We start from the raw sequence: 18019 nt of genomic DNA, 5'->3' as shown, positions 1-18019 counted from the left end.
CGATGTCACTTCCGACGCAGCCAGAACTTCGTGGCGACGGGCTCGGCACCGCGGACGGACTGGGTGGCCACCACGCGGATCCGCTTCTTCCCGAGGACGGCTCGCGCCGGCTTGGTGAGCTTCAGGGTGAGCTTCGCGGTGTCACCGGCGTCGACGCTGTACGCCGACTTCGCGACGAGCAGCACCTTCTTCTTGCCATTGGGCCGCATGATCTTGCCGACCGTGCGGACCTTGACCTTGCCGACGCAGTCCACGGTCGAGTCGCAGTCGATCGCGACCTTGAGCGTGTTCTTCCTGCCTACCTTGACCACCTTCGCGACGGCGAGGTCACCGACCGTGGGCTCCACCGGCGCCGGGGGCGTTACCGGGGTGAGGGTCGCAACCGTGGTGGCGGTGGTGGAACCGGTCAGCGTGGCGACGCGGAACGTGTGCGTGGCCGCACCCGCCGGCAGCGCGAACGTGACCGGGACGGGCGAGCCCGTGCCGGTGACCTTCTTCGCGTCCGAGCCGAAGGTGACGCAGCCGGGCTCGCCTGCACCGAGGCCGGTGACGGTCACGGTGACGGCGCTCTTCTCTACCGCGGTGGACGGGGCGGACAGGGCGACGGCCGCACCACTGGGCACGTTGCCAAGGGCGGGCAGTGCCTGCGCGGTCGCGAAGGCATAGGTGAAGCGCTTCTCGACGGGGATGCCACCGGCGGTCCGGATCGCGGCCAGATCGGTGGGGTTCGGCGCGATGGCGCCGTTGTCAGCCGCGAGGGTCGTGGCGCAGGGGGCGAGGTCCGCGACCTGGACGCCCCGCAGCCACCCGGCCGCAGCCGTCGCAGCGGAGGCCTTGCCGGCCTCGCCCATCGCCCAGCCGGCCAGGCCGGTCGTGTTCGCGTTGACGCCGTCGTCGGAGCCCGCGCCGAACGAGCCGTCGGCCGCCTGCTGGGTCTCGAGCCAGGCCGCGCCGGAGCGGGCGGCCGCGATCGCGTCCGGGGAGGCCCCGGGCGTCGACAGCAGGTTGATGACGGTGATCGACGTGGCGTCGAGATCGGCGGCGCTGTCGGCGGCGCCCGCGACGCAGCCCTGCTGCGGGCTGGTCTTGTCCGTGGTCAGGCCGAAGCGGAAGTACCCGGCGCCACACTGCTGGTCGAGCAGGAAGGCGGTCGCCTCGTCGGCGAGGTCCGAGCCGACCGTCGTCAGGGCGCGGGAGGCAAAGGACTGGCTGATCACGTTGGCGTAGTCGCCGTAGGACGACACGTCCTCGATGCGCCCCGTGATCGGTGCCGTCGTGCTGACGACGTCCTCGAGACGGGAGACCAGGTCGACGCCGCCGTACGACTCCGGGTCGGAACCCGCGACCGTCGCGAACGTCGCGGCCTTGGCGGTCGCGCCGGCGTAGGTGCTGCCGACGTCGCCGTAGGCCTCGCCGGTGATGTAGCTGGTGATGGCGCCGCGCAGGGCCGTGTCCACGGCGGACAGGCCCGTCGCGTTGCCGGCCTCGGCGAGCGCCAGGCCGGCGTCGATCGAGGGGCCGTACTCCGGGCCGAACTCCCCGATGAGCAGGCCGTCCTCGAGCTGGGCCGCGAGCCACGCCCCGCCGACGTTGAGGGCGCGCGTACCCGCGGGGTGCGCCTGCGCCGGGGCGGTGCCGGCGAGCAGGGTGGTGGAGGTGATCGCAGTGGCGACCACGAGTGCGCCGGCTCGACGGAGCACGGACGACGAGGTGAGCTTCATGGTTCCTTCCTCGCTGCGACAGCGAGGGAGGACGGCGTGCGCCGGTCTGCCCCGCTGCATTCCTCGACAGCGATGGTGGTCATGACGCGTCGGGGCGGGTGTTCCGGCTCGCACGGGATCTCTCCCGTGCCTACGGTTGCGGGTCAGCGCCGGATTCGGACCGGCTTTCCCCACCTCGGGCGTGTGTGGTGCCGACCCGGACGGGTGCGACGGTCGCAGCGTAACCCCCGTCCTGCCCCGGACGCACCTCGGCCCGGCGCCACGGGATGAAACCAGTGGACGCCGGGCCGAGGCGGTGTGACAGGTGGAGCAGGTGGGTCAGTTGCGGACCCGGAGGGACGTACGCGCCTCGTCGTCCGAGGTCTTGACGAGCCCGACGCGTCGCTGGTTGCCGGCAGGCAGCTGCAGCTTGCGCACGATCTTCTCGCCGGACTTCTTGCCCTTCACGCGGACGAAGTCACCCTTGACCTGCATGCAGGCGCTCTCGCTGGGAGCCAGGCCGAAGACGCGGAACTGGACGCGCTCACCGGCACGGGCGCTCTTGCGCACCGAGACGATCTTGAGGTCGTCCTTGCTGGCCGGCGCGAACTGCAGGCCGAGGATGGCCTGGGCGGTGGCGCGGCGCCACTCGTCACGGGCCGCGGCCGGGATCCCGGTCGTGGAGGAGTCCTTGACCCGGTCCTTGCGGTAGGCGACGGCTCCGGTGTCCTTGGTGAGGGCGGTGCGGCACTTGTACTTGTCGACCGGCTGGTTCTTGCGGATCCACAGCGCTGCCTTGAGGGCGGCGTCGCGGTTCTTCAGCAGACCGAGGGCGTAGCCACCGAGCGCGGTCGAGTTGGTGTTGATCTTGCTGACCGGCGCAGCGGCGCGGAAGGCACCGCTGTTGCGCTGCCGGTCGGCCAGCCAGGTGCCGGCCTTGGCGAGGGCGCCCGCCACGGCCGGGCTCTTGTCACCCGACTCGACCAGGTTGATCACCGCGAGTGCGGTGGTGTCCGGGTCGGCCTCGCTCCCGGCCACTCCCTGGGTGCACGACTGGTTGGGCACGTCGGCCTTGTCGAACCCGGCGCGGAAGAAGCCGTCGGCGCACTGCTGCTTGAGCAGGAAGTCACGCGCCGCGGCCGCCTCGGTCGACCGGGCGAGCGTCAGGGCGCGCACGGCGTAGGACTGCCCGATCACGTTGGCGAAGTTGCCGAACTCGGACTTGTCGAAGATCCGTCCGGCGAAGGCGGCGGCCTGCGGCTCGGCGGCCGGGTCGGCCGGCACGTCCGCGGTGCGCTCCTCGAGGCGGGTGATCAGGTTGATCCCGCCGTAGCTCGTGGGGTTCTTCTTGGCCACCCGGGCGAACGCCGCTGCCTTGGCCAGCGGGCCGGCGTAGGACTCCTTGGTCCCGTCGCCGACGTACTCGGCGATGCGCGGCTCGAGGGAGTTGTTGATCGCCGTGACGGTGCCGCTCTGGGCGGCCACGGTCGCCAGGGCCATGCCGGTGTCGATGGTGAGGCCGAAGTCCGGGCCGGAGCCGGTCTCGACCAGTCCGTTCTGGAGCTCCCCGGCCATCCACTCGGCGGCGATGGTCGACGGCGTGCTGTCGGTGTTGACGGCGGCCTTGGCGGACCGCAGGGCCGGCGAGGGCTCCGCGGAGGCCGGCGGGGCGGCCAGCAGGCCGGCGCCCAGGGCGACGGTCGACAGTGCGACCGCGGCCGATCGGATGGGTCGAATGCGATGGTGCATGACGTCCTTCCCGCTCGCGAGGGGAAGGCGCACGTCGACGTCTGACGACGCCGCCGTCCCCCGGGTGGTGCGAGCGTTGGTTGGTGATGTGACCAATGTGACTCGCCTCGACCCTAACAAGTTGTCTAGACAGGTCGAGAAGTTCCCCCGGGGGGTCGGCTCAGCCCAGCTTCTCCAGGATCAGCTCGCGCACCCGGCCCGCGTCGGCCTGTCCGCGCATCTCCTTCATCACCGCACCGATGAGCGCACCGGCGGCCGCGTGCTTGCCGTCGCGGATCTTGTCGGCGACGTCGGGGTTGGCCGCGATCGCGTTGTCGACGGCCGCCCCCAGGGCGCCGTCGTCGGAGACCACGGCCAGGCCGCGCTTCTCGACGACCTCGTCGGGACTGCCCTCACCTGCCAGCACGCCCTCGAAGACCTGACGGGCGAGCTTGTCGTTGACGACCTTCTCGTCGACCAGCGCCTGGATGCGGGCGACCTGGGCGGGCGTGATGGGGAGGTCGACGATGTCGACCCCGTCCTCGTTGCTGCGGCGGGCCAGCTCGCCGAGCCACCACTTCCGGGCGGCCTGCGGGGCCGCGCCCTCGGCGATGGTCTGCTCGACCAGCCCGAGCGCACCGGCACCGACGGTGTCGCGCATCTCCATGTCGCTGAAGCCCCACTCGGCCTGCAGCCGCGCGCGACGGGCGGTCGGGTTCTCCGGCAGCGTGCCGCGGAGCTCCTCGACCCACTCGCGGCTCGGGGCGACCGGCACCAGGTCGGGCTCGGGGAAGTAGCGGTAGTCCTCCGCGTCGGACTTCTCGCGCCCGCTGGTGGTGATGCCGGTGTCCTCGTGCCAGTGGCGGGTCTCCTGCAGGATCGTGCCGCCGCCGCTGAGGATCGCGCCGTGGCGCTGCATCTCGTAGCGCACGGCCCGCTCGACGGACCGGAACGAGTTGACGTTCTTGGTCTCGGTGCGCGTGCCGAGGGTGCCGCTGCCCTTGGGGGCCAGCGAGAGGTTGACGTCGGCACGCAGGTTGCCCTGGTCCATCCGGGCCTCGGAGACGCCGAGCGCCACGATCAGCTCGCGGAGCTGGGCGACGTACGCCTTGGCGACCTCGGGTGCGCGCTCCCCCGCGCCCATGATCGGGCGGGTGACGATCTCGATGAGCGGGATGCCGGCGCGGTTGTAGTCGACGAGGGAGTAGTCGGCGCCGTGGATCCGACCGGTGGAGCCGCCGACGTGCAGCGACTTGCCGGTGTCCTCCTCCATGTGGGCGCGCTCGATCTCGACCCGGAACGTCTCGGTCCCGCCGTCGTCGGTCGGCAGGTCGACGTCCATCCAGCCGTCGAAGCAGATCGGCTCGTCGTACTGCGAGGTCTGGAAGTTCTTCGGCATGTCCGGGTAGAAGTAGTTCTTCCGCGCGAAGCGGCACCACTCGGCGATGTCGCAGTGCAGTGCGAGGCCGATCCGGATCGCCGACTCGACGGCCTTGGCGTTGACCACCGGCATCGCGCCGGGCAGGCCCAGGCAGGTCGGGCACACGCCCGCGTTGGGCTCGCCGCCGAACGTCGCCGGGCAGCCGCAGAACATCTTGGACGCGGTGTTGAGCTCGACGTGGACCTCCAGGCCCAGCGCCGGGTCGTACGCCGCCAGCACGTCGTCGAAGGACATCAGGTTCTCGGTCATCGCACGACCTCATTCGTGTCGAGGGCGGGCGCCCGGTCGAGCAGCGGTCCGCCCCACCTGTCGGTCAGCAGCTTCTCCAGCGCGGCGCCGACGCGGTAGACGCGGTCGTCGGCGAGCGCCGGGGCGAGCACCTGGAAGCCCGCGGGCAGCGGCTCCTCGTCGACCAGACCGCTCGGCACCGAGATGCCCGGCACGCCGGCGAGGTTGGCGGGGATGGTGGCGAGGTCGTTGAGGTACATCGCCATCGGGTCGTCGAGCTTCTCGCCGATCCGGAAGGCCGCGGTCGGCGCGGTCGGCGAGACCAGGACGTCGACCTGGGCGAAGGCGGCGTCGAAGTCGCGGCTGATGAGCGTGCGGATCTTCTGGGCCTGGCCGTAGTAGGCGTCGTAGTAGCCGCTGGACAGCGCGTAGGTGCCCAGGATGATGCGACGCTTGACCTCGTCGCCGAAGCCGGCGTCGCGGGTGGCGCGCATGACCTCCTCGGCACTGGGGTTGCCCTCCGGGGTGACCCGCAGGCCGAAGCGCATCGCGTCGAACTTCGCGAGGTTGCTCGACGCCTCCGCCGGCAGGATCAGGTAGTAGGCGGCGAGCGCGTGCACGAAGGACGGGCACGAGACCTCGACGACCTCGGCTCCCGCCTGCACGAGGAGCTCGACCGACTCGTCGAAGCGGTTCATCACCCCGGCCTGCCAACCGTCGCCGGCCAGCTCGGTGATGACACCGACCTTGACCCCGGTCATGTCGCCGGTGGCACCGTGGCGCGCGGCCTCGGTGAAGGAGGGCCACTCGGTCTTGATCGAGGTGGAGTCGCGCAGGTCGTGCCCGCCGATGACGTCGTGCAGCATCGCGGCGTCGAGGACGGTCCGGGTGACGGGTCCGGCCTGGTCGAGGCTGTTGGCCAGCGCGACGAGGCCGTAGCGCGACACCCCGCCGTAGGTCGGCTTGACGCCGACGGTGCCGGTGACGGCACCCGGCTGGCGGATGGAGCCGCCGGTGTCGGTGCCGATGGCCAGGGGCGCCTCGAAGGAGGCGACCGCGGCCGCGGAGCCACCGCCGGACCCGCCGGGGATGCGGTCGAGGTCCCACGGGTTGCGGGTCGGGCCATAGGCGGAGTGCTCGGTGGAGGAGCCCATCGCGAACTCGTCCATGTTGGTCTTGCCGAGGATCGGCAGGCCCGCTGCGCGCAGCCGCTCGACGACGGTCGCGTCGTAGGGCGGGATCCAGCCCTCGAGGATCTTCGAGCCGCAGGTGGTCGGCAGGCCGCGGGTGGCCAGCACGTCCTTGACGGCGATCGGTACGCCGTCGAGGAGACCGCGGGCCTCGCCACGCTCGCGACGCTCGTCGGAGGCAGCAGCCTGGAGGAGCGCGCCGTTGCGGTCGACGTGGAGGAAGGCGTGCACCGCGCCGTCCACGGCGTCGATGCGGTCGAGGTGCGCCTCGGTCAGCTCGACCGAGGTCACGGTGCCGGCGGCGAGCTCGTCGACCAGCTCGGCCGCGGTCGATCGGGTCCTGTCGTGGGTGCTCATCAGGCCTCCTCGCCCAGGATCCGCGGGACCGAGAAGCGCTGCTCCTCCACGGCCGGTGCGCCGGAGAGTGCCTCCTCGGCGCTGAGGCCGGGCACGACGACGTCCTCGCGGAAGACGTTGGTCAGCGGGATCGCGTGCGAGGTCGGCGGCACGTCGTCCCCGGCGACCCCGTTGATGGAGGCGACGGACTCGAGGATGACGCTCAGCTGGGGCGCCAGGTGGTCGAGCTCGGCGTCGGAGAGGTCGATGCGGGCGAGGGTGGCCAGGTGGGCCACCTCCTCGCGAGTGATCTCGGGCATGGGGCCAATCCTAGGGAGGTTCGCGACGCGGCTCCGCCCGGGTCTCCCGCGGGGACCCGGGCGGAGGGGCGTACGCCGCTCCGGTGCCGTGGCGCGGCACCGGCGCGGCTCAGCAGCTGGAGCGCTTCTCGGCCGACTTGCAGGTGTCGTTGCCACCGCGGCCTCGGACGATGTCGAAGCCGTTGCCCCCCTCGAGGCGGTCGGGCTCGTCCGAGCCTGTCAGCACGTCCGCGCCGCCGCGGCCGTAGATCATCGCGCGGTAGTCGGGGTGCGCGGTGACGACCTCGGACTCGTTGCTGCCCTTGAAGATCGACAGCGCCCGCGCCGGCAGGACCACGTCGCTGAAGCCGTTGACGACGCCCTCGATCGTGAAGGGCAGGTCGCTGATCCTGGTCTTCTTCGTCTGGTCGATGCGCACCGTGGGCTTGATCGCCGGGTTGGAGTTGGGCAGCAGGCGCAGCTTGTCCTGGCCGCCGTAGCCCTTGGCGATGAAGCCGGACTCCGCCGGGATCGGGAAGGTGATCGTGTCGAGGCCGCTCCCGCCCCGCATCACCTGGTGCAGCTCGGAGGCCGAGGTGATCGTGTCGTTGCCGCTGCCGCCGACGAACTGGTCGTTGCCGAGGGTGCCGCTGAGGTCGTCGTCCCCGGCGTCGCCGTAAAGCCGGTCGTTGCCGGTGGCCCCGGACGCGTCGGCCGCGATCGTGTCGTCCCCGCCACGGCCGAAGACGGTGTCGTCACCGCCGCGCACGAAGATCGCGTCGTCGGAGTTGGTGCCCTTGATCGTGTCGCCGAGCGCGGTCCCGACGATGCGTACGCCACCGTTGTAGCCGGTGACGGTGTCGTTGCCGTCGGCGGCGATCGGGACGGTGGTGGCGGCCCGGAAGTCGACCACGACCGGGGCGGGGGCGTCGGCGTACGACACCCCGTCGAGGACCACCCGGGTCCCGTCGGAGGCGGCCCGCGGGTCGTAGCCGAGGTCGATGGTGTCGTCGCCGGCGCCGCCGGTGATCGTGTCGCCCTTCTTGAGCACCCGGCCGAACTGGTCGATGCGCAGGGAGTCGGTCTCGCCGAAGAGGCGGTCGTCGCCGTCGCCCCCGTTGACGGTGTCCGCGCCGTCACCGGCGCAGATCACGTCGTTGCCGCCGAGACCACGGATGGTGTCGTTGCCGCCGCGGGCCACGATCACGTCGCGCCGCGCCGTGCCGGTGAGGACGTTGGCCTTGTTGTTGCCCACGATGGTCGCCTTGAGGCCACCGCAGGTGACGGCCGCCTGCGCGGCCGGGACGACCGCGAGCGGGGCGGCGAGGCCGGCCGCAGCGACGAGGGCCGGGACGAGTGATCGGACGATGCGCATGCTGACTCCCGTTGATTGGATCGTTCAGGGTCTCCTGACCCCGATGGCGCCGTCCCAAACCTCGATCGGCCCTCGGATCCGGGTCCGGTTCACCCCAGGCCCGCGGGCCCCTGCTCCAGCAGCACCGTGAACCGGTCCTCGTCGAGCACCGGGACCCCGAGCTGCTCGGCCTTGTCCGCCTTCGAACCGGCGTTCTCGCCGACGACGACGTAGTCGGTCTTCTTCGACACCGACCCGGCCGCCTTGCCGCCGCGGCTGATGATCGCCTCCTTGACCGAGTCGCGCGTGTAGTGCTCGAGCGAGCCGGTGGCGACGATGGTCAGGCCCTCGAGCGTGCGGGGCACCGACTCGTCCCGCTCGTCTGCCATCGAGACCCCGGCGGCGGCCCAGGCGTCGACGATCGCGTTGTGCCAGTCGGCGTTGTCACCGACCTCCTCGGACTCGGCGTCGCCGACGCTCGCGCCGTGGAACCACTCCCGCACCGACGCCGCGATGGTCGGCCCGACGCCGTCGGTCGCCGCCAGCGCCTCCTCCGACGCCTCGCGGATCGCGGTCATCGAGCCGAACTCGGTGGCCAGCGCCCGGGCCGCCGTGGGTCCCACGTGGCGGATCGAGAGCGCCACCAGCACCCGCCACAGCGGCACGGCGGCCCTGCGCTCGCGGAGGTTGGCGAGCAGGCGCGCACCGTTGGCCGACAGTTGCTGCCCCTCCTCGCCCTTCTTCGGTGCCCGGGTGAAGAGCGGCGCCCGCAGCAGGGCTGCCTCGTCGAGGTCGAACAGGTCACCCTCGTTGGTGATCACGCCGGCATCGAGCAGCGCGACCGCCGCCTCGTAGCCGAGGCCCTCGATGTCGAACGCACCCCGGCCCGCGACGTGGAAGACCCGCTCGCGCACCTGCGCCGGGCACTTCTCGTGGTTGGGGCAGCGGAGGTCCTTGTCGCCCTCCTTCTGCTGGGCCAGCGGGGTGCGGCAGGCGGGGCACCTCGTCGGCATCCGCCAGGGCCGCAGCCCCTTGGGTCGCAGGGCCAGCACCGGTCCGAGGATCTCGGGGATCACGTCACCGGCCTTGCGCAGGATCACCGTGTCGCCGGGGCGCACGTCCTTGCGCTTGACCTCGTGGGCGTTGTGGAGGGTCGCGTTCTCGACCGTCGAGCCCGCCACCTTCGTCGGCTCCATGACGCCGTAGGGGGTGACGCGGCCGGTCCGGCCGACGTTGACCTCGATCGACCTGAGCAGCGTGTTGACCTCCTCGGGCGGGTACTTGAACGCGATCGCCCACCGCGGCGCCCGGCTGGTCGATCCGAGTCGGCGCTGCAGCGAGACGTCGTCGACCTTCACCACGAGCCCGTCGATCTCGTGGCCGACGATGGTGTGGCGGTGCTCCCCGACGTGGGTGATGAACTCCTCGACCTCCGCCAGCGTGGCGACCACCCGGACCTGCTCGGAGGTCGGGAGCCCCCAGGCCTCCAGGGCGTCGTACGCCGCGCTCTGCGCCGTGGGCTCGAAGCCCTCGCGCGCACCGATGCCGTGGCAGACCATGCCGAGGTCGCGCGTCGCGGTGACGCGCGGGTCCTTCTGGCGCAGCGAGCCGGCGGCGGCGTTGCGGGGGTTGGCGAACATCGGCTTGCCTGCCTCGACCATCGAGGCGTTGAGCCGCTCGAAGGCGTCGGTGGGCAGGAACACCTCTCCCCTGACCTCGACGAGCGCCGGGACGGGGTGCTCGTCGGTGCTGGTGAGGCGGTGCGGCACCGAGGCGATCGTCTTGACGTTGGGCGTCACGTCCTCACCCGTACGCCCGTCGCCGCGAGTCAGCGCACGCACGAGGCGGCCCTGCTCGTAGAGGAGGTTGATCGCGAGGCCGTCGACCTTGAGCTCGCACAGCAGGGCAGGGGCGTCGATGCCCTCGCGGAGGATGCGCGCGTGCCAGGCGGCGAGCTCGTCGAAGGAGAAGGCGTTGTCGAGGGACTCCATGCGCTGGAGGTGGTCGACCGCGGTGAACTCCGTCGAGACCGCTCCCCCGACCTTCTGCGTCGGCGAGTCGGGGGTGCGGAGCTCGGGGTAGTCGTCCTCGAGCGCCTCGAGCTCGCGCAGGCGCACGTCGAAGTCGGCGTCGGACAGGGTGGGGTCGTCGAGGACGTAGTAGCGCCAGCGGGCGTCGTCCACCTGCTCGCTGAGCTCCCGGTGGCGCTCACGAGCCTCGGGAGGAGCGGAGGCGACGGTGGTGTCGCGGTCAGCTGCGTCGGACGTGCTCATGCGGTCATTGTGCCGGTCGCGACCGACACTAACCGGCGGGCCCGGCCGCGCGCCGCGAGGCCGGTCTGGACCGGATGAAACTCCCTTGTTCCATCGGAATAGATCGGGCTACCGTCCTGTTGGTGGGAACGAAACCGTTTCGTTCCATCGTGACCATCGTCACCTGGAGAGCCCGAGAGGAAGACATGACCCCGACCGAGGCCGGCACGCGACCGCGCGTGGAGGGTGAGCGCGAGCAGGAGATCCTGGCCGCCACCCTCGAGGTGCTCGCCGAGGTCGGCTACGACCTGCTGACCATGGATGCCGTCGCCACCCGCGCGAAGGCGTCGAAGGCGACTCTCTACCGACGCTGGCGCGGCAAGCCCGAGCTCGTCGTGGCAGCCGTGATGTGCCACCACAGCGGTACCGCAGAGGTGCCCGACACCGGCACCCTCCGCGGGGACCTGCTCGCGGCCTACTGCGGCACCGGCGGCATCGACGATCGTCGTGCGCAGTCCGTGCTCTCGGCCGTCGTCATCGCCATGGGACGCGACCCGGAGTTCGCCGAGGTCTACCGACGTGACTTCATCGGCCCCAAGGTCGCGGTCTCGCGTGTCATCTACGAACGGGCCCGCGTCCGCGGCGAGGTGCACCCGGACTCCGACCTCGAGATCCTCGCCCCGTCCCTGGCCGGCATCGTGCTGCACCGCGCGTTCCTGCTCGGTGACCAGGTCACCCCGGACCTCGTCGGCCGCATCCTCGACGAGGTCATCCTTCCCGCCGCCCTCCACGGCCCCGTCGCCTGACCACGTGGTCCGACCGACTGTCGGACCCTCCTGCTCCACTCGTACCCGACCCGCTCCTCCGAAGGATTCCCATGACCAGCACCGACAGCACCACCCCGCCCCCGGGAGCGGTCTCGCCGCCCCAGCGTGAGCTCAACCTCACGTGGGCGCTCGTCCTGATCTCGATCGCGCAGCTGATGGTCGTGCTCGACGCCACGATCGCCAACATCGCCCTCCCCTACATCCAGCGTGACCTCGACATCAGCGACGCCAACCTGTCGTGGATCGTCACCGGCTACGCCCTGGCCTTCGGCAGCCTGCTGCTCCTGGGTGGGCGCCTTGCCGACCTCTACGGCCGCCGCCGCATCTTCATGGTGGGCCTGGTCATCTTCGCCGTGGCCTCGCTCCTGGGCGGTCTGGCCACCAACGAGCCGCTGCTGCTCGCGGCTCGCGGCCTGCAGGGCCTCGGTGCCGCGCTGGCCTCTCCCGCGGCACTCGCGCTCATCACCACCACCTTCCCGGCCGGCCCCGCGCGCAACCGGGCCTTCGCGGTCTACGCCGCCATGTCCGGCGCCGGCGCCGCGGTGGGTCTGATCCTCGGTGGCTGGCTGACCGGCCTCGACCAACCGCTCGGCATCGACGGCTGGCGCCTCACCTTCCTCATCAACGTGCCGATCGGCGTGGTCGCCGCCCTGCTCTCGCCGCGCTTCCTCAACGAGTCGGAGTCGCACGAGGGCGAGCTGGACCTGCCCGGCGCGGTCACCGGAACCCTCGGCCTGCTCGGCATCGTCTACGGCCTCACCCGCGCGGGCACCGAAGGGTGGTCCGACACCTGGACCGTGGCGAGCCTCGTCGCGGGCGTGGCGCTGCTGGCACTCTTCATCGTGGTCGAGATGCGCGTCCAGCACCCGCTGCTGCCGTTCCGCATCTTCACCAACCGCACCCGCGCCTCCAGCTTCGTGGCGATGTTCCTCGCTCCTGCGGCGATGTTCGCGATGTTCTACTTCCTCAGCCAGTACATCCAGAACGTCATGGGCTACAGCCCGCTCAAGGCGGGTGTGGCGTTCCTGCCCTTCACCGTGGGCATCGTGGTGGGTGCCGGGCTGGCATCCAACCTCGTGAACCGGATCGACCCGCGCTACATCTCGGGCGTGGGCACGCTGCTCGCGGCCGGCGCGCTGTTCGGCTTCTCCCGGCTGCCCTACGACACCACGTTCCCGGCCACCGAGGTCACCGGGACCTACGTCACCGACATCATGCCCTTCATCGTCCTGATGGCCTTCGGCATGGGCCTGACCTTCGTGCCGGTGACCCTGACAGCCGTCCACCACCTCCGCTCGGAGGAGTCCGGCATCGGGTCGGGCGTGCTCAACACCGCCCAGCAGGTCGGCGGCGCCCTCGGCCTCGCGGTCCTCGCAACGGTCGCGACGCAGACCTTCACCGACCGCGGCCGTGAGTTCGCCGAGGCCGGTGCGCAGGCGGGCGGCCCGCAGCCGTCGCCCGAGCAGCTCGAGAAGCTCCAGCTGATCGCCCAGAACCAGATCTTCACCGAGGGATCGACGCAGGCCTTCCTGGTCGGCTCGATCCTGATGCTCGCGGCGTCCGTGGTGATCTGGGTCTTCCTCGACGTCAAGCACCAGGAGCTGGCGACCGACGGCCCGGAGGGCGTACACGTCGGCTGAGCACCCACGCGACCGACGCCGACCCCTCGCCACGCGCGGGCGGGTCGGCGTCGTCGCTCCCCATCCGACCGGCCATCGGCACCGAAGGAGAGTCGTGACCGACCCGCACCTGACGACGTACGACGCCCACGGACGCGCCCGCGCGATGATCCTGGTGCTCCACGGCGGGAAGCCGCGCTCGGCGCAGTCGATCGACGGGCGCAGCGCGTCGTGGCGTCGTGCGCTGTGGCTGCAGCGCGAGATCGCCGACCGGGCGCACGAGGCCGGGGCCGGCGTCTGGCTCGTGCGCTACCGCCAGCGCGGCTGGAACGGCGGTGTCGACCGTGCGGCCGACGCCCGCTGGGCCCTCGACGCGGTGCGCGAGGCGCACGGCGAGGTTCCCGTCGTGCTGCTGGGCCACTCGATGGGCGCGCGGGTCGCCGTGCACGTCGCCGACGACCCGTCCGTGGTCGGCGTCGTCGGCCTGGCCCCGTGGTGGTCGGCGGAGGACCCGGTGGACACGCTCGCCGGGCGCACGCTCCGGGCCGCGCACGGCCGCCGCGACCGCATCACGTCGTTCCACGAGACCGCCCGCTACGTCGAGCGGGCGCGGTCCGTCGCCGTCGGCGCCGACCTCCAGGACATGGGCGCCCTGGGCCACTACATGCTGACCGGCTCTCGCCGGTGGCACGACTGGGCGATCGGGGCCACGCTCGACGTGCTGGGCAGCCACGTCCCTTCGCCCGAGCACTGACGCACGTCCGGGTCGGGCGTCACCCGTTCCGTCAGGCTCCTCGACCGGTCAGAGGTTGCGCGCGACCGTCGCGGAGAGGCGTACGGCCTGAGCCGCCCAGGTCGGTGTCGCCCCCGCGAGCCCGCAGGTGGGGCTGACCACGATCTGCTCCCCCACCACCTCCGGGTCCAGGCCCAGCATGTCGAGCCAGCGCTGGACCCGCCCGGTGATCCGGGCGTCGGACGGCGTCGCCCCGGGGTCGGCCGACGGCACCACGCCGAGGACGGCCGTCCCGCCGGACTCGAGCACCTTCGCAAAGGTGTCGAGGTCCACCGCCCCGAGCATGTCGAGGTCGGCCGACAGCCCGCTCACCCCGGTGCCGGCGACCAGGGACCACGGCACCTGCGGCGCGCAGGAGTGCACCCAGGCCTCGGCACCGGCGGCGATGATCGCCGAGACGACCCACTCCAGGTGGGCCGACGTCTCGGGGAGGTCGACCTTGCGGTGACGACCGAACCCGCTGGCGGTCGGGACCTGGGCGTGGACGACTGCAGCGAGGGCGGGCTCGTCGACCTGCACCACCCAGCGATCGACGCCGCGCAGGCGCCGGCGCAGGTCGGCGAGGTGCTCGCCGATGCCCTCGGCCAGCGCCTGGGCGAGCTCGCGGCGAGCGCCGTGGTCGCTCAGGACCTTGTCGCCGCGCGGCTTCTCGACGGTGGCCGCGAGCGTCCACGGCCCGGCCACCTGCGTCTTGAAGGCACCGACGTAGTCCTGCGCGAGCTCCTCGACGGTGTCGAGGTCCTGGGCGAGCAGCGAGCGCGCGCGGCGGTGGTCGGCACCGCTGGCGTCGGTCAGCCGCCAGCCGGCGGGCTGGAGGTCGGCAGCCAGGCCCGCCACCACGGCGAGGCTGCGACCGGTCATCTGGGCGCCCACCCCACGGCCCGGCAGCTCCGGCACGTGCGGGAGGCCGGGCAGCTCGCCGAGAACGAGCCGCGTCGTCTCGGCGAAGTCGTCGTCGGACGTGCCGGGCATGGACCCGACGCCGGTCGCGGTGCTCATGCGTCACCTGCCTCGGCCAGCAGCCGCGCCCCGGCGCCGTCGACGGACCGGGTCGAGGCGCTGACCAGCGCGACGCCGACGCCGTGGTCGCGGTCGATCCCGACGAAGGAGCGGAAGCCACCCGTCCCGCCGTTGTGCCAGGTGACGGTGCGGCGCAGCATCGGCCCGGTGAGCCAGCCCGCCCCGATCCGCTGCTTGCCCACGAACGGCGCCACCGGCTCGAGGGCCTCGGCGCCAGCGACCTCGCGGTCGAGCATCGCGCGCAGCAGCATCGCCAGGTCCGTGGCCGACGCGCGTACGCCGCCGGCCGGGGCGATCGACTCGTTGGCCCACGGCTCGACCACGCGGCCACCGCGGTTGCGCGGCGTGACCGCGCCCGGGCGCAGCCGGTCGGCGGAGGTCGGGACGTAGGTGTCGACCAGGCCGAGCGGCTCGGCGATCCGCTGGGCGACGAGGTCGGGGTAGGGCGTCGCGGTGGCGGACGCGACCGCGTGCCCGAGCAGCTCGAACCCGAGGTTGGAGTAGGCCGGCCTGGGCTTGCCGAGCTTCACGCCGTCGAGCTGCGCCAGCAGGCCGGTCAGGTCCTCGCGGTAGGGGTTGCGCCCGGCGCGCCAGAGGTCCCAGGTGCGCCGGAGCATCTCGGAGCCGCCCGCCAGGCGGGGCAGCCCGGAGGTGTGCGTGGCCAGAGAGGACAGCCGGATGTCCGCCAGCGCCGGCGGGACGGCGAGGTGCTCGCCCAGGCGCGCCTCCTCGCCGAGCGTCCCGCGGGCGACGGCGTCGCGCCACAGGAATCCGGTGACGCCCTTGGAGACCGACCCGAGCTCGACGTCGTCGTGCACGCCCGCGCCCACCGCGTCGACCTCGGCGCCGGCAGGCGTGACCCGCGCGACGACGTACGTCGTGTGCTTCGGTCCGAGCAGCTCACCGGCCCTCTCCCCCAGGGCGCTCACGCGCGGGCCCCCACGGGGCGGGTGGCGGCGATGGTGGCCGAGCCGACGACCCGGGTGCCGTCGTAGATCACCACGGCCTGCCCGGGGGCGATGCCCTCGGCGGGGTCGAGGAGGTCGACGACGACGTGGTCACCCTCGACGACGACCACCGCGCGGTGCTCGGCGCCGTGGGCGCGCAGCTGCACGGTGCCCTCGACCCGCTCGGGTACCGTCCCGCACCAGCGCGGCCGGATGCCCTCGACGCGGTCGACGGCGAGCTGATCGCGCGGACCGACGGTCACGGTGCCGCTGACGGGCTCGATGTCGAGCACGAAGCGGGGCTTGCCGTCGGGGGCCGGGGTGCCGAGGCGCAGGCCGCGGCGCTGGCCGATGGTGAAGCCGTAGGTGCCGGTGTGGGTGCCCACGGTCTCGCCGGTGGTGGCGTCGACGATGTCGCCGCCGTGGTTGGGAGCCCGGTCGCCGAGCTTCTCGCGCAACCAGCCGGCGTTGTCGCCGTCGGCGACGAAGCAGATGTCGTGGGAGTCGGGCTTGTCGGCCACGAGCAGCCCGCGCCGGGCGGCCTCCTCGCGCACGAGGGGCTTGGCGGTGTCGCCCAACGGGAACAGCGAGTGCCGCAGCTGCTGCTGGTCGAGCACGCCGAGGACGTAGGACTGGTCCTTGCCGTGGTCGGTGGCCCGGTGCATCTCGACGAGGCCGTCGGCGCCGGTGCGCAGCTGCGCGTAGTGGCCGGTCGCCACCGCGTCGAAGCCCAGCGCCAGGGCCCGGTCCAGCACCGCGGCGAACTTGATCTTCTCGTTGCACCGCAGGCAGGGGTTGGGCGTGCGCCCGGCGGCGTACTCGTCCATGAAGTCCTCCACGACGTCCTCGTGGAAGCGCTCGGACAGGTCCCAGACGTAGAACGGGATGCCGATGACGTCGGCCGCGCGCCGGGCGTCGTTGCTGTCCTCGATCGTGCAGCAGCCGCGCGCGCCGGAGCGGTACGACGCGGGGTTGCGGCTCAGCGCCAGGTGCACGCCGGTGACGTCGTGGCCGGCCTCGACGGCACGCGCCGCGGCGACGGCGGAGTCCACCCCGCCGGACATGGCGGCGACGACCCTCATCGGAGCCCCCTCATCGGGCCCGGGCGGCCCGCGCGCGCTCCACCACGGGGCCGATCGCCTCGACGAGGCGGTCGATGTCGGCGGGGGTGGTGCTGTGGCCGAGGGAGAAGCGCAGCGAGTGGCGGGCCTGGTCGTCGTCGCACCCCATCGCGAGCAGGACGTGGGAGGGCTGTGGGACTCCAGCCGAGCAGGCCGACCCCGTGGAGCACTCGATGCCGCGCGCATCGAGCAGCATCAGCAGCGAGTCGCCCTCGCAGCCGGGGAAGCCGACGTGGGCGTTGCCGGGCAGGCGGAGCGGGCCCGTCGGAGCGCCGTGCAGGTGGGCGTCGGGGACGACCTCGACCACCCGGCGCAGCAGGTTGTCGCGCAGCGCGGAGACGCGGGCGGCATGGTCGTGCTGGTGCTTCACCGACTCCTCCACCGCGGCCGCGAGGCCCGCGATCGCAGGGACGTCGAGGGTGCCGCTCCGGATGTCGCGCTCCTGCCCGCCTCCGTGCACGAGCGCGCTGACGGCCAGGTCGCGGCGTACGACGAGCGCGCCCACGCCGTAGGGACCGCCGACCTTGTGGCCGGTGAAGGTCAGCGCGTCGACGCCCGAGGCGGCGAAGTCGACCGGCACCTGCCCGAGCGCCTGCACGGCGTCGGTGTGCACGGGGACCTGGTGCTCGGCCGCGATCGCGACCACCTCGTCGATCGGCTGGAGCGAGCCCACCTCGTTGTTGGCCCACATCACCGAGACGAGGGCAACCGACTCGGGGTCGCCTGCGATCGAGGCGCGGAGCGCCTCGACGTCGAGGATCCCCTCGGACGAGACGGGCAGCAGCTCGACGTCGGCGTTGTCGTAGGTCGCCAGCCAGTCCAGCGGGTCGAGCACGGCGTGGTGCTCGATCGCGGTGGACAGGATGCGCGTGCGGCGCGGGTCCTGCTCGCGCCGGGCCCAGAAGATGCCCTTCAGCGCGAGGTTGTCGGACTCGGTGCCGCCGGAGGTGAAGACCACGTCGCCCGGCCGCGCGCCGACGACGCCCGCGATCGTCTCGCGCGACTCCTCCACGATCCGTCGCGCCCCGCGCCCCGACGCGTGCAGCGAGCTCGCGTTGCCCACGCCGGTCAGGTGCCGGGTCATGGCCTCGATCGCGGCCGGCAGCATGGGCGTGGTCGCGGCGTGGTCGAGGTAGACGAGCGGCTGGGTCATGACCTGCCAAG

The 18019-nt window shown here is 72.4% G+C and carries 14 protein-coding genes and 1 riboswitch; of the genes, 3 read left to right on the top strand and 11 right to left on the bottom strand.

The genetic code is table 11. The features are described 5' to 3' along the window. Positions 1–5: 5 nt before the first annotated feature. From IRX98_RS10470 to ligA, 7 genes are all read right to left on the bottom strand, one after another. Positions 6–1721: a hypothetical protein gene (locus tag IRX98_RS10470; protein ID WP_224276489.1), complete on the bottom strand. Its 1716-nt coding sequence runs from the start codon at positions 1719–1721 to the stop codon at positions 6–8. A gap of 76 nt (positions 1722–1797) precedes the next feature. Then, a riboswitch (cobalamin riboswitch) is annotated at positions 1798–1936 on the bottom strand. Between the two features lie 103 nt (positions 1937–2039). Further along, entirely contained in the window at positions 2040–3449 is a 1410-nt protein-coding gene (locus tag IRX98_RS10465; RefSeq protein WP_224276487.1) for a prenyltransferase/squalene oxidase repeat-containing protein, read from the bottom strand. A gap of 160 nt (positions 3450–3609) precedes the next feature. Beyond that, positions 3610–5118 carry an Asp-tRNA(Asn)/Glu-tRNA(Gln) amidotransferase subunit GatB gene (gene gatB, locus IRX98_RS10460; protein ID WP_224276485.1) on the bottom strand — a complete coding sequence of 503 codons (1509 nt, stop codon included), beginning with the start codon at positions 5116–5118 and terminating at the stop codon, positions 3610–3612. Further along, positions 5115–6644: an Asp-tRNA(Asn)/Glu-tRNA(Gln) amidotransferase subunit GatA gene (gatA, locus tag IRX98_RS10455; protein ID WP_224276483.1), complete on the bottom strand. Its 1530-nt coding sequence runs from the start codon at positions 6642–6644 to the stop codon at positions 5115–5117. The genes gatB and gatA overlap by 4 nt, the downstream gene beginning before the upstream one ends. Then, positions 6644–6943, bottom strand: coding sequence for an Asp-tRNA(Asn)/Glu-tRNA(Gln) amidotransferase subunit GatC (gene gatC, locus IRX98_RS10450; RefSeq protein ID WP_207082100.1), 300 nt, complete (start codon positions 6941–6943; stop codon positions 6644–6646). Before gatC ends, gatA begins: the two co-directional genes overlap by 1 nt. 109 nt (positions 6944–7052) lie before the next feature. Continuing rightward, positions 7053–8297, bottom strand: coding sequence for a calcium-binding protein (locus IRX98_RS10445; protein ID WP_224276481.1), 1245 nt, complete (start codon positions 8295–8297; stop codon positions 7053–7055). Between the two features lie 89 nt (positions 8298–8386). Beyond that, positions 8387–10549, bottom strand: a complete 2163-nt coding sequence (gene ligA / locus IRX98_RS10440; protein ID WP_224276479.1) for an NAD-dependent DNA ligase LigA — start codon at positions 10547–10549, stop codon at positions 8387–8389. Between the two features lie 185 nt (positions 10550–10734). On the opposite strand from ligA, the gene IRX98_RS10435 reads away from it, so the two are divergent. The 3 genes from IRX98_RS10435 (at position 10735) to IRX98_RS10425 (ending at position 13728) form a co-directional block, all read left to right on the top strand. Then, positions 10735–11334: a TetR/AcrR family transcriptional regulator gene (locus tag IRX98_RS10435; RefSeq protein WP_224276477.1), complete on the top strand. Its 600-nt coding sequence runs from the start codon at positions 10735–10737 to the stop codon at positions 11332–11334. A gap of 71 nt (positions 11335–11405) precedes the next feature. Further along, positions 11406–12995 carry an MFS transporter gene (locus tag IRX98_RS10430; protein WP_224276475.1) on the top strand — a complete coding sequence of 530 codons (1590 nt, stop codon included), beginning with the start codon at positions 11406–11408 and terminating at the stop codon, positions 12993–12995. Positions 12996–13089: 94 nt separating this feature from the next. Beyond that, positions 13090–13728 carry an alpha/beta hydrolase gene (locus IRX98_RS10425; RefSeq protein ID WP_224276473.1) on the top strand — a complete coding sequence of 213 codons (639 nt, stop codon included), beginning with the start codon at positions 13090–13092 and terminating at the stop codon, positions 13726–13728. Positions 13729–13776: 48 nt separating this feature from the next. Here IRX98_RS10425 and IRX98_RS10420 read toward each other — a convergent pair whose 3' ends face one another. The 4 genes from IRX98_RS10420 to IRX98_RS10405 are packed head-to-tail and all read right to left on the bottom strand — an operon-like array spanning position 13777 to position 18008. Then, positions 13777–14766 (bottom strand): uroporphyrinogen decarboxylase/cobalamine-independent methonine synthase family protein, encoded by a 990-nt coding sequence (locus IRX98_RS10420; protein WP_224276472.1) that lies wholly within the window; start codon positions 14764–14766, stop codon positions 13777–13779. Further along, entirely contained in the window at positions 14763–15716 is a 954-nt protein-coding gene (locus IRX98_RS10415) for a serine hydrolase domain-containing protein (protein ID WP_224276471.1), read from the bottom strand. Before IRX98_RS10415 ends, IRX98_RS10420 begins: the two co-directional genes overlap by 4 nt. Next, the gene (gene mnmA / locus IRX98_RS10410; protein WP_224276470.1) at positions 15713–16816 is read right to left on the bottom strand and encodes a tRNA 2-thiouridine(34) synthase MnmA; all 1104 of its coding nucleotides are present in this window, start codon (positions 16814–16816) and stop codon (positions 15713–15715) included. Before mnmA ends, IRX98_RS10415 begins: the two co-directional genes overlap by 4 nt. A 10-nt stretch (positions 16817–16826) precedes the next feature. Then, the gene (locus tag IRX98_RS10405) at positions 16827–18008 is read right to left on the bottom strand and encodes a cysteine desulfurase family protein (protein WP_224276469.1); all 1182 of its coding nucleotides are present in this window, start codon (positions 18006–18008) and stop codon (positions 16827–16829) included. Positions 18009–18019: the final 11 nt, after the last annotated feature.

It is taken from the genome of Nocardioides lacusdianchii (genome assembly GCF_020102855.1).
GTDB classification, from domain to species: Bacteria; Actinomycetota; Actinomycetes; order Propionibacteriales; family Nocardioidaceae; genus Nocardioides; species Nocardioides lacusdianchii.
Note: the sequence above shows the minus strand (reverse complement) of the source record. Positions and strands in the feature narration are given on the sequence as shown.